The following is a 14,737-nucleotide window of genomic DNA, read 5'->3' as shown; positions in this document are numbered from 1 at the left end:
GCGAACGTACAGTTGGCGCCCCGGATCCTGCGATTAAGGGCCCCAACTGTACGTTCGCGGCAACGGGACGCCAATAGGATAGGTAACCATGAGCGAAGCACCCGCGGCCCCTCAGGCCAGTGACCAGTACGTGCAGTCCCTGGCGCGCGGCCTGGCCGTGATCCGCGCCTTCGACGCCGCCAACCCGCTCATGACCCTCAGCGAAGTTGCCGCCCGCACCGGGCTCACCCGTGCCACGGCCCGCCGCTTCCTGCACACCCTGGTGGAGCTGGGCTACGTACGCACCGACGGCAAGACCTTCGCGCTCACCGCCCTCGTGCTGCAGCTCGGCTACTCGTACCTGTCGGCACTGACTTTGCCGCAGCTGGCCCAGCCCCACCTCGAGGAGCTGTCCCACAAACTGGGGGAGTCGACGTCGGCCGCGGTACTGGACGGTGCCGACATCTTCTACGTCGCCCGGGTGGCCACCCGCCGGATCATGACGGTGGGGATCACGGTGGGCACCCGCTTCCCGGCGTACGCGACGTCGATGGGCCGGGTCCTGCTGGCCGGCCTGCCGGAGGCGAAACTGGGGGAGTACCTCAGCACCGTCGAGCTCAAGGCCCTCACCCCGCGGACGGTCAGCACCCGGGACGACCTTGTTGCCGCGCTGGAGAAGGTCCGGGAGCAGGGCTGGTGCCTGCTGGACCAGGAACTGGAACTGGGGCTGATGTCCATCGCCGCCCCCGTCCGCAACGCCGCCGGCAAGGTGGTGGCCGCCGTCAACGTCTCGCTGCAGGCGCAGACTGTCGCTGCTCAGGCCGACCCGGACGCCTACCTCGACTCCGTCCGCCAGGAAATCCTGCGCACGGCCGAGCTGATCTCGGCGGATATCTCGGCGAAGCGCTGACGGGCTCGCCGGCTACTTTTCGAGCTCCGCGAGCCGCAGTTCGAGGATGTGGCGGACCAGTTCGTCAGGCACGGGATTGTCCGCGCTGAACCTCAGCGTCCCGGGTGACCAGGAAAAGCCGTCCAGCTCGTCCTCCAAGCGCCCCAGGATTTGGCCGCTGAACGGGTAGAGCGCCAGGTGTTTCTTGGTTTCGAGGACGCTGAGGAATCCCTTGCCGTCCAGGAGCAGTGCGGGCATTCCATAGCTGGTGCCCTCCTCGACGCCGGGCGCCAGTTCGCGTGCGATCGCAACGACGCGTTCCAGCACGTCCCTGTTGGGTGCACTGATCGTGTGGAGATAGTCCGTGACGGTTCCCATACGGGCCATGATGCGCCTCCCGGCTCCCCCCGTCCACGCGCGAACGTACAGTTGGGGCCTCGAAATCGGCGATTCCAGGGCCCCAACTGTACGTTCGCGCTTCCAGAGAGCGGGAAAAGCTACCGCGTCAGCTTGGCCGAATCCGGGTGCTCGTCGCCAATGTGACCGGGCGCGTTCGCCGCGAGCACACGCTGGACGAAGGCGCTGTATTCCTCCATGTAGTGGCGGAGCAGTTCGGCGGTGTTGGGGTCGGAGACCGTGCCGTCCTCTGCGAAGGCGTCCCTGTTGAACTTGATGTAGGCCTCCGGCGCGTTCAGCTGCGGGGCGTCCAGGAAGCTGAGCACGCTGCGCATGGAGGACTGCATGACGGCGGTGCCGATGCTTCCGGGGGAGGTGCCGATGATACCCGTGGGTTTGCGGGCGAAGGAGTTGGTGCCCCAGGGCCGGGAGCCCCAGTCGATGGCGTTCTTGAGCGCGCCGGGAATGGAGCGGTTGTATTCGGGGGAGATGAACAGGATGCCGTCCGAGGCGGCCACAGCGTCCTTGAGGGCGCGGCCGGCGGGCGGGTAGTCGGCGTCGTAGTCCGGGCTGTAGAGCGGCAGGTCCTTGATGGGGATTTCGGTGAATTCGAGTTCTTCCGGGGCCAGCTTGATGAGCGCCTTGGAGAGGATCCGGTTGATGGAATTGCTGGACAGGCTGCCTACGAGGTAGCCGATCTTGTACGGTGCCATGTCTGCGTCCTTTCCGACGGCGCGGCCGGAACCGGCTCGTCGACGGTCGTGGTGGGGCTGGAGGCCCCCAGCCCCTAGCAAGCCTAACCGCCGAGGGTCGCTAACGGGGGCGCCGCCGGAAGGGAACGGTCCCGGCGCGGCGCGAACGTACAGTTGGGGCCCTGAAATCCGCGAAAACGGGGCCGCAAGTGTACGTTCGCGCTTCCCTAAGGGGGCATTCACGCATACCCGGCACCCAGCCCCTCCCGTCTGCGCCCGCCGGGGGTTAGGCTCATGCCAACGACTGCACGGGCTTGTGTTTACCGCGGACCAACGGAGGTTCCGGGAAGGAGCGCGATGAAGCTGGGCATTGCACGCGAACGCCGGGAGGGCGAGCGGAGGGTGGCGGCCACGCCGGATACCGTCAAGCAACTGGCGGGCCTCGGCCTTGAGGTCCTCGTTGAAAGCGGTGCCGGCCTCGAGTCCGGCCACCCGGACGAGGCATACCAGGACGCCGGCGCCTGGATCGTCAAGGATCTGGACCCCGGAACCCTCGACCTCTTCCTCCACGTCCGCCCGCTCGAGCCGGACGCAGCCCGGTCCTTCAGGCAGGGTGCGGTGACCGTGGGGCTGGCCTCGCCGTCGTCGGAACTTCCCACGGTGCAGGCGCTCGCCGAAACGGGCGTCACCTCCTTCGCGCTGGAACTGGTGCCGCGCATTTCCCGGGCCCAGTCCATGGATGCGCTCACCTCGCAGGCGCTCGTGGCGGGGTACCGCTGCGTGCTGGAGGCGGCCACGCGGCTGCCGCGCTTCTTCCCGCTCTACATGACTGCAGCCGGCACCATCCCGCCGGCCCGGGTACTGGTCCTGGGTGCCGGCGTCGCGGGCCTGCAGGCCATCGGTACAGCCAAGCGGCTGGGCGCCCGCGTCTCCGCCAACGACATCCGTCCCGCCTCCGCGGACGAGGTCGCCTCGATGGGCGGCACCTTCATCAAGCTCGACGTCGAAACGGCCGAGGCGTCCGGCGGCTACGCCCGCGAACTCACAGCCGACCGCGGGGCCCTGCAGCGCGAACTGCTCGCCCCGCATGTGGCTGCGGCCGATGTGCTCATCACGACGGCGGCCGTCCCCGGTCGCCGCGCCCCGCTGCTGGTCACCCGCGCGATGGTCCAGGCCATGCGGCCGGGCTCGGTGGTGGTGGATCTTGCCGCGGAATCCGGCGGCAACGTGGAGGGCGTGGTGGCCGGGGAGGACACGGTGATCCCGACGGAGGACGGCCGCGGCACCGTCACCCTGGTGGGCATGAAAGACGCGGCCTCCGCGCTGCCCGCCGACGCCTCCCGGCTGTACGCGAAGAACGTGGCCAACCTGGTGGAGTTGCTTGTCAAGGAGGGCGCCTTTGCGCCGGACTGGGAGGACGAGGTGGTGGCCGGCAGCTGCCTGACGCACGACGGCGCTGTGCGGCACACGCCCACGGCCGAGGCTTTGGCGGCACTCACCACGGCCGACTCCGGGAAGGAAGGGGCGAACTGATGGACGGCATCAGCCTGCTGACGATCACCGTGCTGGCGGTCTTCGTGGGCTTCGAGGTGGTTTCCAAGGTCTCCAGCACCCTGCACACCCCGCTGATGTCCGGGGCCAACGCGATCCACGGCATCATCCTGGTGGGCGCCATCATCGTGGCCGGGCAGGCGCACGAGCCGCTGGTGCTCGCGGTGGCGCTGCTCGCCGTCGTGCTGGCCACCGCCAACCTTGTGGGCGGCTTCGTGGTGACCGACCGCATGCTCGAGATGTTCCGCGGCCGGAAACCCGGCGGCGGAAAACCGGCGTCCGGGAGACCGGAGCCCGGCGTGGACAAACAGAAGGAGGAGGCGCGATGACCCTCCTCAGCCCGGTCTGGACCGCCCTGCTCTACCTGGCCGCGGCGGTGTGCTTCATCCTCGCGCTCAAGGGCCTGAACTCACCGCGCACCGCCCGGCAGGGCAACCTGGTGGGGGCCTTCGGGGCGGTGATCGCCGTCGTCGCGGTCTTCCTGTCGGTGCACCTGGACAACATCCCCTGGATCGTGGGCTCGATCGCCGTGGGTTCGGCAGTGGCGGCCCCCGTGGCGCGGCGGGTGAAGATGACCCAGATGCCACAGCTCGTGGCGCTGTTCAACGGCGTGGGCGGCGGGGCCGCGGCCTTGGTGGCCCTGCTGGAACTGGCGCACAGCGAGGACAGCTGGATGCGGGTGGCCGTGGTGTTCACGCTGCTGGTCGGGGCTGTGTCCTTCGCGGGTTCGGCGATCACCTTCGCCAAACTGCAGGAACTGATGACAACCCGGCCCGTGGTGTTCCCGGGGCTGCCCGTCGTCATGGCGCTGGTGCTGCTCGCGGCGGTGGGGACCGGCGTCGGCGTCGTGCTCAGCGGCTCCCAGGCGCTCGCCGTCGGGCTGTTGCTGCTGGGCCTGGCGGCCGGGGTACTGCTGGTCCTGCCGGTGGGCGGGGCGGACGTGCCGATCGTCATTTCGCTGCTGAACGCCTTTACCGGCCTGGCCGTAGCGGCCTCCGGGCTGGTGCTCGGCAACGTGCTGCTGGTGGTGGCCGGCACCCTGGTGGGCGCCTCCGGCACCATCCTCACCCGTGCCATGGCGGCAGCGATGGGCCGCAGCGTGGCGGGCATCCTGTTCGGCGCCTTCCGGGGAGGCTCGACGGCGGGATCCACCGCCGTGAGCGAACGCCCCGTCCGCTCGTCCAGCGCCGAGGACGTGGCCGTGCTCCTGGGCTATGCGCAGCGGGTGATCATCGTCCCCGGCTACGGGCTGGCCGTGGCGCAGGGCCAGCACACCGCGGCCGAACTGGCGCTCGCCTTGGAGGAGCGCGGGGTGGACGTCGATTTCGCCATCCATCCCGTGGCCGGACGCATGCCCGGGCACATGAACGTGCTGCTGGCCGAGGCCAACGTGCCCTACGAATCACTCAAGGAAATGGCCGAGATCAACTCCGAGTTCAAGACCGCGGACGTGGCCCTGGTGGTGGGCGCCAACGACGTCGTGAACCCGGCAGCGAAGACCACCGCCGGCTCGCCGATCTACGGCATGCCCATCCTGGAGGTCGCCCAGGCCCGGCAGGTGGTGTTCCTCAAGCGCTCCATGCGGCCAGGATTCGCGGGGATCGAGAACGACCTCATGTACGAACCGCAGACCACCCTGCTGTTCGGGGATGCCAAGGATTCCCTGACCAAGGTCCTGGGGGCCGTCAAGGGCTTGTGAGGATGGTCTTCGATTTCGCCGGCAAGGGTGCTCCTTAGGAAGCCCAACGGGGCATGCTCAGATGGTGGGCGCAGGCTTTCTGGTGCGCAGGAACATGGCCACGGCCAACGCCGAGGCCAGGCACAGCGCGGCGTTTACGGTTATGGCCGTGCTGACACTGCTGAGTACTGCTGCGCTTGAGTTGGAATCGAAAGTGAGCAGCTGGGCGGTGAAGATGGCGCTCATGATCGGGATACCCATGGTGATTCCGATCTGCTGGCTCATCGTGGCCAGACCGGTGGCCAAGCCTTGTTCCGTGTCAGACAGTCCGGAGGTGGCAGTAACCATGAAACCGACGATGACGACCAGGTTCGCAACGCCTCCGACGAACGTGGCGATGAGGAGCAATGCGATGGAGGCAGGGTCGCCGCTGAGCAATACCAGGGATCCCGCGGCGATGGCCTGGATGATGAAGCCGTACACGATGGCTTTTTTGCTGCCGAGCTTGCCGATTACCTTCGGCCCGAGGATGCCACCCAGGACCGTGCCCAGCCCCAGGACCGCGAAAGACAGGCCCGCGGCGAGCGGTGTGTACCCGAGGACCTGCTGCAGGTAGAGGGTGAGGAGGAACACCAGGGATGTTTCGGTGACGAATGCCAGGATTCCGGCGATGTTGCCCCACGCGATCGAGGATCGCTTCAAGATGCCAAGCGGCACCAGCGGCGACGTGGCCCGGTTTTCGACTGCGGTGAAGACGGCAAAGAGAACGATGGCTGCTGCCAGCGATCCGAGGGTGAACGGGTCGGTCCAGGAGTGCTCGGCCGCGTTCGTCAGGCTAAAGACCAGGGCCAGGAGTCCGAGGGTCACCGTGATAGCGCCAGGAACATCCAAACGTGCTTTCGTTGCCGGCTTGCTTTCAGCGAGCACAACGGGCGCGATTAGCAACACTGCGATAGCTACCGGGACGTTGATGAAGAACGCCCAGCGCCAGCTCAGAAGGTCCGTCAGCAGACCGCCGAGGATTGCTCCCGTGGTGAAGCCTGCAGCCATGAGGGAACCATTCAGGCCGAGAGCCTTATCCCGCAGGGGTCCTTCGGGAAACGCATCCAGAAGCAGGGCCAGTGCTGCCGGGACCACGATTGCGGTCGCGACGCCTTGGCCGACCCGAGCTACTAGCAGCAGCGCAGGGTCTGCTGCCAGGCCACCGGCCAAGGAGGAAATTCCGAGTAGCGCCATGCCGAGAAGGAAGAGTCTGCGACGACCGGCGAGATCGGCAATCCGGCCGAAGAGAAGCGTGAGGCCGGCCGCGCACAGGGCAAATGCCGTGGCGATCCATTGAAGGTTTTCCAAGGTGAAACCGACGTCGGCGCCGATTGTGGGCAGCGCGACGTTAAGGATGGAGAAGTCGACGGCAAGGGTAAAGCTTGCGGCGAGCAAGACGATCAGCGCAAGCCTTTTGCGCCCGTTCATCTTTCCGCGAGCGGCGGTTTTGTCCGCATGGGGTGTGACGCCTGGGGTGGCGGCTACATCCGGTTGGGTGGTCATGTGGATGATCCTTGTCTGTGGGTGTGGCCGCAGAGGCGGCCCTCTCAGTACCTCAGCGTTGTGGAATCGGGCAGGATCAACCACACCCCCCCCTTGCCTAGCACTGCCAGTGACAGGACAGAACCCGGGGGGCACGGGAGAATAAGCCGAATGAGCAAGCAGAATGAACTTGGGGAGTTCTTACGCGTCCGACGGGCTGCCCTGCAACCGGAAGATGTTGGCCTTCTGAATTACGGCATTCGCCGCGTTCCTGGCCTCCGCAGAGAAGAGCTGGCCATGCTGGCGGGGGTAAGCAATACCTACTACACGCGGCTTGAACAGGGTCTGAGCAGTAATGCGTCTGAAGCAGTAATCGACGCTATCGCCCGGGCCCTGAATTTGAACACCGACGAGCGGGCTCATTTGTTCAACTTGGCCAAGCCTGGCAAAGCGAAGCGCAGGACCTTGTCCAAGCCGGACAAGGTCCGGGCCGGCACTCTGCGTTTGATTAAATCCATGTCGGGAACCCCGGCGGTTGTCCTGGGCCGCAGAAGCGAAGTTCTGGCCTGGAATCAGATCGGGCACCGTCTTGTTGCCGGGCACCTGGATTTTGCATCACCCGAGACACCCTCGACGCGTCCGAACATGACCAAGTTGCTGTTCCTTGACCAGCACACCCGTGAGCTCTATACGCGCTGGCGTGAGGAAGCCACACGTGCAGTGGCGTCTCTGCGCTTGGTCGCCGGCCGGACCGCTGATGACCAAGAGCTCGCTTCCCTGGTGGGCGAGCTGAGCATGAAAAGCGCGGAGTTCGCAGGGCTGTGGGCAAAGCATCCGGTCGAGAATTGCATGTCAGGGCTGAAGTACATGCATCATCCTGAGGTTGGGGATCTGGCGCTGAACTTCGAGGTGCTGACGCCGCCTGACGAGTCGGGCCACAGGATTCTGATGTATACGGCTGATTCGGGGACGCCAGCAGCTGAAGCCTTGCATCTGCTGGCCGTCCTAGGCTTGTCTGTGCCAGTTACTGAATGCCAAGACCAAGCGGGGTTGTGCTGTGGCTGTGAAACTCAACAAGAAAGCCTTTGACCACGCAAAGCAGTTGATCCGTGACGGGAAAACCGTCAAAGACGTCCGCGACGACTGGAGCGAGCATGCCCCGTCGGCCGAGGATGAGAACGAGTTCCTGGAAAAGCACGGATACGGCGAATATTCCAAGTGGTATCTCGGTGCGGACGACGAGCATCCGGATGATCAAAAAGGGCATTACAAGTTTCCCTACGGCGACTTCAAAAAGATCCACCGCTGCGCCGTGATCTCCGCCGAAAGCCGGGCAGCCCAGTACGACCACGACGATATCCGTGAGGCGCTGGGGCAACTGCTGGAACGCATCGACGCGGACTGAGGCGCCTGCGCCACCCCATAAGCTTGGAGAATGACCGCCACCGCAGCACCGCGCATCCAGCAGGAACAGGCCTACTACGGCGACACTTACCTTTTCGAAACGGCCGCCACGGTGGTGGCCGCCGGAACTGACGAAAATGGTGCGTGGGCCGCCGTGAGCCCCAATATCTTCCACCCCAAGGGCGGCGGCCAGCCCTCGGACGAAGGCACGCTGAACGGTGCACCGGTGGTTCCGTCGCGCAACGACGACGGCCTGGTTGTCCTGTCCGGCGGCCGCGGGCTTGCCTCGCTGGAGCCGGGCACCGCCGTCGACTGCGCCATCGATGCGGAACTCCGCAAGCGCCACGCCGCGCTGCACACCGCCGGCCACGTGCTGGGGCACCTGGGCGAGGCACGGGGCTGGACCAGCACCGGCCACAGCCACTACCCCGGCCAGGCGCGCCTGGACTTCTCGCCCGAGGGACTGGAGGCGGAACTCGCGACGCCGGAACTCCGCGAGCAGGTCCGTGCCGAACTGCAGGAAGCCCTCGACGCCGTGCTGGCCGGTGGTGGGGCGGTCAGCGCCGCCACCGACCGGGCAGGGCACCGCGTGGTCACCATCGAAGGCGTCAACAGCGAACCCTGCGGCGGCACGCACGTGGCCCGGCTCGAGGAACTGGCCGGAGTCCGCGTGCTGGAACTGAAGATCAAGCGCGGCGCCCTCAAGGTCCGCTACGAAGCCGAGCACATCTAAGTTCGCGAGGGGTAGGGTCGGAAGCATGAGCGCACCGGACAATGCATCCGACAAGAAGGCACACGACTGGCAGCCCCTCTGGGCGCGGCTCAACGATGGCGAGGAAACGCCGCCGGCCGGCATCCTCATGACCGCTCCGCCGGGCGAGGTCAACGGCGCGCCGCCGCTGGCGTCCGAATTCGGCGTGCTCGAGGCGCCCCTGGAGGACTACGACGTCGTGGAGCTGGTCCGCTTCGACCGCCCCGTGGCGCGTGGCCGGGTGGCGTTCGGCGAAGGTTTCGCGGTTCTGGGACCGGTGCGAGCCGTGGAAGGCGACGAGCTTGCGCCCGATCACGAAGCCGTGGTGCTGGCCCGGCTGGCGGAGGAAGCCTTCGTCGAGGGCGCGGACATTGTCTATGCTCCCGTGGACGCAGGAGCCGCGGCCCGCTACGAAGCGCTGGGCTGGGCCCGGGCCGGCGAGCTGGCCCCGTAGCATGCGGGCCGCCGTCGTCATCAACCCCTCCAAGTCTGCCGGGCGGGACATCCGCGGCATCGTCGCCCGGCTCGGCAGCAGGCACGGCTGGGAGGAGGTGCTGTGGCTCGAAACCACGGCGGAAGACCCAGGCGCCGGGCAGGCACGGGAGGCACTTGCGGCGGGGGTCGACGTCGTCATCGCCGCCGGCGGCGACGGAACCGTCCGCTGCGTGGCCGAAGTACTTGCCGGCACGGGCACTGCGATGGGGCTGGTCCCGTTGGGCACGGGCAACCTGCTGGCGCGGAACCTCGGCGTAAACGTCGCGGACGTCGAGGGGGCGGCGGAGGCTGCTCTGCTGGGGCAGGAACGGAAGATCGACGTGGTCCGTTCCTCCCGTGACGGCGGCCCCGAACAGGTATTCCTGGTGATGGCCGGGCTCGGTTTCGACGCCAGCGTCATGGCAAGCACCGACTCGCAGCTCAAGGACAAGGTGGGCTGGCTTGCCTACGTGGACGCCGCCATCCGGAACCTGCAGGGAAGGCCGATCAAGGCGAAGATCAGCGTGGCCGGCGAGCCGGTGGTGAGCCGCCGGGTCCGCAGCGTGATGGTGGGCAACTGCGGCAGGATCCAGGGCGGCGTGGAAATCTTCCCCGGCGCCGCGGTGGACGACGGCATCCTCGACCTGATGGTGGTGGCACCGGGAAAGCTGGGCTGGTTCGGGGTGATTGCGGGCGTGATCGGCAAGGGCCGCAGCAAGGACACTTCCGTGGAGTACTTCCGGGGTACGTCCGTGGAGGTCGGCCTGGACGAACCCGACGATTTCCAGCTCGACGGCGACCATGAAGGCAAGGCATCGACGTTTACGGCCCGGGTGGACCCCGGGGCGCTGCTGGTGCGGGTGTAGTGCCGGATACGCGCGAACCGGCAACGGGTCATGAAATGGTCATTATTAGCACTTAGTTATGCTTGTAATGCCCATTTGGCTGTGCGAGTATGACATGCAACACGCACACAGAAGGAGAGTTCCTTGAGTATCCAAATGAGGGCAGCCCGTAAACTCCGGGTCCATTGGCCGATCAGCGCAGAAACCTTCAACCGGGCTGCGGCGGGAGACCTGGGCGCCCTGTCAGGGGACCAGGGAGTTGCTTCGCTCCTGCAGGCCGTTGAGCAGTTCCAGGATCTGGGTGACTTCGGAAATTACAAGCACGTTTTTGAGTCCACTGTTGGTTTCGAGGGCTTTACCTGCGCACAGGGAGCCACGCCAACACTTGGAAAGGTCGGGGAGCGGACCATCTCACCCACTTTTGTTTTCACCACCTACTTCGACGCCCAGCTCTCCGACGATGCTGTTGAAGGGTTCATGGACCAGTTGGCGGAAATCCACCCATGGGAACTGCCGGTCATCGAGTTGACGGGGCCAGTGACCATCGCTGCCCACCGCCGGGCCGGCGAGCTTGAAGGGGAGGCCGCGTAGTGGAAACGATGGCCACCGGATTGTGGGAATCACTGAAGGCAAGCCTTGACGGGCGGGCATTCACGGACCTGACGCACGCCTTCCACCCAGGCCAGCCACACTTCCCGGCGTTCCCGGATGAAACACGCGAGGCCGTGTTCGACCTTGAGCGCGGGGACGGCTTCACAGCGCACCGGTACTCCATCATCGGGCAATGGGGAACGCACGTGGATCCCCCATCGCACTTCATCCGGGGCGGCAGGACATTGGACCATATCCCCGTGCGGGAAATGATCCTTCCCCTGGTGGTCCTGGACATCACGGACGCGGTGCTCGCGAATCCGGACGCCACCCCCACGATGGAGGACGTCAGGCTCTGGGAGGAACGCAACGGTGCCATCCCCGAGGGGGCCTTCGTGGCCCTGCGCACGGGATGGAGCAGCCGCTGGCCGGACCCTGAAGCGATGGCCAACCGGGATCCGGAGGGCATCAGCCATACTCCGGGGTGGTCCAGTGAGGTGCTTTCCTTCCTTATCGAGGAGCGCGCCGTTGCCGCAGTTGGCCACGAACAGACGGACACCGATCCGGGCCAGGCAACGTCCCGGCAGGACTTCAGCCTGGAAACCTACGTGTTGGCCCAGGACCGTTGGCAGATCGAACTGCTGGCCAATCTTGGTGGGCTTCCTGAAGCAGGTGCGGTAATCGTTGCCTCATGGGCCAAGCCCTTGGGAGGCAGCGGGTTCCCGGCGAGGGTATTTGCCATTTCCTGAGGTGGCCCCTGCGCCGGTTTGGGTCGTCTAAGATCGAGTCCATGTCAAAGACCTCCAGCATGGGCCGTGGAATCATGGCCGTGCTGGCGGCGGCGTCCAGACAGGCGCAGGGCCTTCCCGGCGGGACAGTCGCGGAGATTGCCGCCGATCTGGGCAAGGACCGCAGCCAGGTTTCACGCAGCCTGCGCACAGCCGAGCAGGAAGGATTCCTGCAGCGCACCCCGTACCGCACTTTCGCTCCCGATTGGTCCGTGATGACCGATGCCATGGTGCTCACCCGGCGTCGGCTTACCACTGACGGTGCGGCCGCCCTCGACGCGCTGTCCAGGGATACCGATGAAGGCTGCTACCTCGGTGTGCTGAGCGGTGACAGCACCGTGACCATCGCCGAAAGCGTCCCCGACAGCACCAAACTCGTCGGTTCCTGGATCGGCCGCCCCTACCCGGCGTACTGCAGTGACGCGGGGCAAGCCTTGTTGTGGGAAGCGTCCGACGACGAGGTGCGCACGATGTTTTCCCAGGTGGACTTCGTCCGTCACGGGCCGAACACGCCCGTTGACGTGGATGATTTCCTCGAGCGTCTTGCAGCCGCCCGCTCCCGCGGCTACTCGGTGGTGGACGAAGCGGCGGAGCCCGGCTTGTACTCACTGGCGGTCCCGGTCCGGGATTTCAAGGGAGACGTTGTTGCGGCCCTCCAGATAGTGGGCCCGAAATCACGCCTTGAGCCTAAACAGCAGGAGTGCGCTGCCGCCTTGGTGGAGAAAGGAAACTGGCTGCAGTCCCGCTTGGGACACGCCTAGCGGGCTCCGTTCAAAGCACGCCGCTCAGGCGCGCGGCGCCATCCAAGAGCGCCGCCGCGACGCCGCCCGGCTTGTCCCGCAATTGCTGGCGCTGCCCGAGGACGCTCAACGCTGCTGTGATGCGGCCATTTTCATCCCGCACTGGAACGGCGAGCTCATGGATACCGTGCTCGAATTCCTCGGCAGCAGCCACATAGCCCTGCAGCCGGTCCCTGGCCATCAGCTCCCAGACTTCCGGCACTGAGTGGGCTGCTTGCGGACCTCCCACGCCGATGAAGCTGACATCCTGCAGGAGCGCTTCGAGTCCCTTCCGGTTGTGGTCCCATAACAGTGCCCTGCCGGCCCCGGTGCACCATACCGGGGTGATCATTCCGGGATAGGCGAAACTTCCGGCCGCCATGTCATTGCTGGACGCGCGCACCAGGAGCACCCGGAAACCAACGCGGACTGAAAGGCGGGCCCGAAGGCCCAAGGATGAGACCAGCTTTTCCAGTTCGGTGCGGGCCTCGCGGTACCAGCCGTTATTGAGGGAAGCCGCGAGCCCAAAGAACTGTGGGCCTGCCCTGAACGGTCCGCGCTCTGCGCGCTCCAGCAACCCGATGTCGCACAGTTCCTGTGTCAGCCGGGAAACCCGGCTCTGGTCCAGCTGCAGTTCGGCGGCAAGCTGCGAAACACCCAAAAGCTGCCTGCCGGACTTTTCGCGTTCCGTCACGAGCCGTACGATTCTGAGTCCCTGCGCCATGGTTGACGCCTCCGGGGAAGTCTCCATTTGCTGCTGCTCCTCCCGCCCTGGCAACCAGCCTATCCTCACACAGTTGCCGGGGCCGGGAGTTATGCACGACGGCGGCCGGCAACAAATGCTGCCGGCCGCCGCTTTGGTGGGGGCGGCTCAGGCCGCCGGCGCCGTCTTTGCGCGGTACTTGAAGTGGAAAAATCCGTAGCAGGCTGCGACAAAGGGAACGCCGAAGTACAGGGCGGCCACCTGGTTGGGGTCCAAGGCGATGCCCACCAGCGAGGCTAGGCACAGGGAGAAGGCGAGGATGGGTACCAAGGGGAAGAGGGGAGCCTTGTAGGAAAGCCCGGCCACGTTCCCGCCGTTCCGCACGAACGCCCGCCTGTGGAAGAAGTGCGAAGCGGTAATGGACATCCAGACCCCGACCACGGCAAATCCGGCCACCGAGACGAGCACCAGGTACACCGTTTCCGGTGCGGCGACGCTGCTGATCAGGGAGGCCAGTCCGCCTAGCATGCTGACGGACAGGGCGATCAGGGGAATTCCCCGCCGCGTCAGTTTCTTGAAGGCTTGCGGTGCGTGCCCTTCGTCCGCCAGGGAGTACAGCATTCGGGCGCAGGAGAAGAGGCCGCTGTTGCCCGCGGAAAGCAGGGCCGTGATGATGACGAAATTCATGATGTCCGCGGCAAACGGGACCCCGATGGATGAAAAGACTGTGACGAACGGGCTTTCATCAAGCCCAACCTCGGTGAAAGGAATGGTTGCGGCAATGACCGCGATGGCTCCCACAAAGAAGACCAGGAGCCGGATGACCGTACTCCGCATGGCCTTCGGGATGCTGTAGGCCGGATCCTTGGTTTCCCCGGCGGCAACACCGATCAACTCGGAGCCGGAGAACGCGTAGAAGACTGCGAGGGCCGTTACCAGGACACCGGTGAAACCGTTGGGGAACAGCCCGCCTTCAGTGGCGAAGTTTTCGAACAGGAGCGGGTGGTCGCCGCCCTGGCTCAGCGGGTGGAATCCCAGCAGCGCCGCACCGCCAAGGACAATGAGGCCGATGATGGCGGCGACCTTCACGATGGCAAACCAAAACTCGGACTCCCCGAAAAACTTCGAGGAGACGGCGTTCAGGCCAAAGAGCAAGGCGGCGAAAACCAGGCACCACACCCACACCTCCACATCCGGGAACCACCGTTGCATCAGCAATCCGGACGCCGTGAACTCCGAGCCAATGGCCACCGCCCAGCACAGCCAGTAAAGCCACGCTGTAGTGAAGCCGGTGGCCGGGCCGATGGACCGTGACGCGTAGATATGGAAGGCGCCGGATACCGGGTAGGCGATGGCAAGTTCGCCCAGGCAGGCCATCACGAGGTACACCACGAATGCTCCCACCAGGTACGCGATGACCGCGCCCAGCGGTCCGGCCTGCGAGATCGTATAGCCCGAGCTGAGGAACAATCCGGACCCAATGACTCCGCCCATGGCGATCATGATCAGGTGCCTGGGCCCCATGGAGCGGCGCAGGCCGGACTCTGCTGCGGGTGGTCCGTCCTGCCGGACGGCTGGCTTGAGTGGAGTTAAAGGTTGCAAGGGTGCCTCCAGTGTCGGGGTTGGTGCCGGGGTGTGAATAGCGCGCCAATCGTGACGAAAGTAACACGGCGTATGCCTGTTAGTCATCAAA

Annotated in this window: 17 protein-coding genes; 12 read left to right on the top strand and 5 right to left on the bottom strand. The window is 65.8% G+C overall.

Features of this window, described 5'->3' with window-relative positions:
• The first annotated feature begins 88 nt into the window (after positions 1-88).
• Positions 89-889 carry an IclR family transcriptional regulator domain-containing protein gene (locus ACN9M4_RS19600; protein WP_426300899.1) on the top strand — a complete coding sequence of 267 codons (801 nt, stop codon included), beginning with the start codon at positions 89-91 and terminating at the stop codon, positions 887-889.
• Positions 890-901: 12 nt separating this feature from the next.
• Here ACN9M4_RS19600 and ACN9M4_RS19595 read toward each other — a convergent pair whose 3' ends face one another.
• On the bottom strand, positions 902-1,255 hold the full coding sequence (locus ACN9M4_RS19595) for an iron chaperone (protein WP_426300897.1): 354 nt from the start codon (positions 1,253-1,255) through the stop codon (positions 902-904).
• Positions 1,256-1,365: 110 nt separating this feature from the next.
• Complete coding sequence (locus ACN9M4_RS19590; RefSeq protein WP_426300895.1) at positions 1,366-1,977, bottom strand: NADPH-dependent FMN reductase; 612 nt, start codon at positions 1,975-1,977, stop codon at positions 1,366-1,368.
• 336 nt (positions 1,978-2,313) lie between these two features.
• On the opposite strand from ACN9M4_RS19590, the gene ACN9M4_RS19585 reads away from it, so the two are divergent.
• The 3 genes from ACN9M4_RS19585 to ACN9M4_RS19575 are packed head-to-tail and all read left to right on the top strand — an operon-like array spanning position 2,314 to position 5,206.
• Complete coding sequence (locus ACN9M4_RS19585) at positions 2,314-3,489, top strand: Re/Si-specific NAD(P)(+) transhydrogenase subunit alpha (RefSeq protein WP_426300893.1); 1,176 nt, start codon at positions 2,314-2,316, stop codon at positions 3,487-3,489.
• Positions 3,489-3,836: an NAD(P) transhydrogenase subunit alpha gene (locus tag ACN9M4_RS19580; protein WP_426300891.1), complete on the top strand. Its 348-nt coding sequence runs from the start codon at positions 3,489-3,491 to the stop codon at positions 3,834-3,836. Before ACN9M4_RS19585 ends, ACN9M4_RS19580 begins: the two co-directional genes overlap by 1 nt.
• Positions 3,833-5,206: an NAD(P)(+) transhydrogenase (Re/Si-specific) subunit beta gene (locus ACN9M4_RS19575; RefSeq protein WP_426300889.1), complete on the top strand. Its 1,374-nt coding sequence runs from the start codon at positions 3,833-3,835 to the stop codon at positions 5,204-5,206. The genes ACN9M4_RS19580 and ACN9M4_RS19575 overlap by 4 nt, the downstream gene beginning before the upstream one ends.
• A 57-nt stretch (positions 5,207-5,263) precedes the next feature.
• On the opposite strand, the gene ACN9M4_RS19570 is transcribed toward ACN9M4_RS19575, so the two are convergent.
• Positions 5,264-6,655, bottom strand: a complete 1,392-nt coding sequence (locus ACN9M4_RS19570; protein WP_426303552.1) for an MFS transporter — start codon at positions 6,653-6,655, stop codon at positions 5,264-5,266.
• A 225-nt stretch (positions 6,656-6,880) separates the two neighbouring features.
• Here ACN9M4_RS19570 and ACN9M4_RS19565 point away from each other — a divergent pair, with 225 nt between their 5' ends.
• From ACN9M4_RS19565 to ACN9M4_RS19530, 8 genes are all read left to right on the top strand, one after another.
• Entirely contained in the window at positions 6,881-7,798 is a 918-nt protein-coding gene (locus ACN9M4_RS19565; protein ID WP_426300887.1) for a helix-turn-helix transcriptional regulator, read from the top strand.
• Positions 7,767-8,114, top strand: coding sequence for a hypothetical protein (locus ACN9M4_RS19560; RefSeq protein ID WP_426300885.1), 348 nt, complete (start codon positions 7,767-7,769; stop codon positions 8,112-8,114). The genes ACN9M4_RS19565 and ACN9M4_RS19560 overlap by 32 nt, the downstream gene beginning before the upstream one ends.
• 30 nt (positions 8,115-8,144) lie before the next feature.
• Positions 8,145-8,846 carry a hypothetical protein gene (locus ACN9M4_RS19555; RefSeq protein WP_426300883.1) on the top strand — a complete coding sequence of 234 codons (702 nt, stop codon included), beginning with the start codon at positions 8,145-8,147 and terminating at the stop codon, positions 8,844-8,846.
• A 25-nt stretch (positions 8,847-8,871) separates the two neighbouring features.
• Positions 8,872-9,318, top strand: coding sequence for a hypothetical protein (locus tag ACN9M4_RS19550; protein WP_426300880.1), 447 nt, complete (start codon positions 8,872-8,874; stop codon positions 9,316-9,318).
• A 1-nt stretch (position 9,319) separates the two neighbouring features.
• Complete coding sequence (locus ACN9M4_RS19545; RefSeq protein ID WP_426300878.1) at positions 9,320-10,204, top strand: diacylglycerol/lipid kinase family protein; 885 nt, start codon at positions 9,320-9,322, stop codon at positions 10,202-10,204.
• 123 nt (positions 10,205-10,327) lie between these two features.
• Positions 10,328-10,774, top strand: a complete 447-nt coding sequence (locus ACN9M4_RS19540) for a hypothetical protein (protein WP_426300876.1) — start codon at positions 10,328-10,330, stop codon at positions 10,772-10,774.
• A gap of 8 nt (positions 10,775-10,782) precedes the next feature.
• Entirely contained in the window at positions 10,783-11,523 is a 741-nt protein-coding gene (locus ACN9M4_RS19535; protein WP_426300874.1) for a cyclase family protein, read from the top strand.
• A gap of 41 nt (positions 11,524-11,564) precedes the next feature.
• On the top strand, positions 11,565-12,323 hold the full coding sequence (locus ACN9M4_RS19530; protein ID WP_426300872.1) for an IclR family transcriptional regulator: 759 nt from the start codon (positions 11,565-11,567) through the stop codon (positions 12,321-12,323).
• Between the two features lie 10 nt (positions 12,324-12,333).
• Here the strand turns inward: ACN9M4_RS19530 and ACN9M4_RS19525 are convergent, their stop codons facing one another.
• Entirely contained in the window at positions 12,334-13,092 is a 759-nt protein-coding gene (locus ACN9M4_RS19525; protein ID WP_426300870.1) for an IclR family transcriptional regulator, read from the bottom strand.
• Positions 13,093-13,212: 120 nt separating this feature from the next.
• Positions 13,213-14,646: an amino acid permease gene (locus tag ACN9M4_RS19520; protein ID WP_426300868.1), complete on the bottom strand. Its 1,434-nt coding sequence runs from the start codon at positions 14,644-14,646 to the stop codon at positions 13,213-13,215.
• Between the last annotated feature and the right edge of the window lie 91 nt (positions 14,647-14,737).

Source organism: Arthrobacter sp. R-11, assembly GCF_049913155.1.
Taxonomy (GTDB): Bacteria; Actinomycetota; Actinomycetes; order Actinomycetales; family Micrococcaceae; genus Arthrobacter.
The sequence above is the reverse complement of the archived record's forward strand: the minus strand, read 5'-3'. Positions and strand labels throughout refer to the sequence as shown.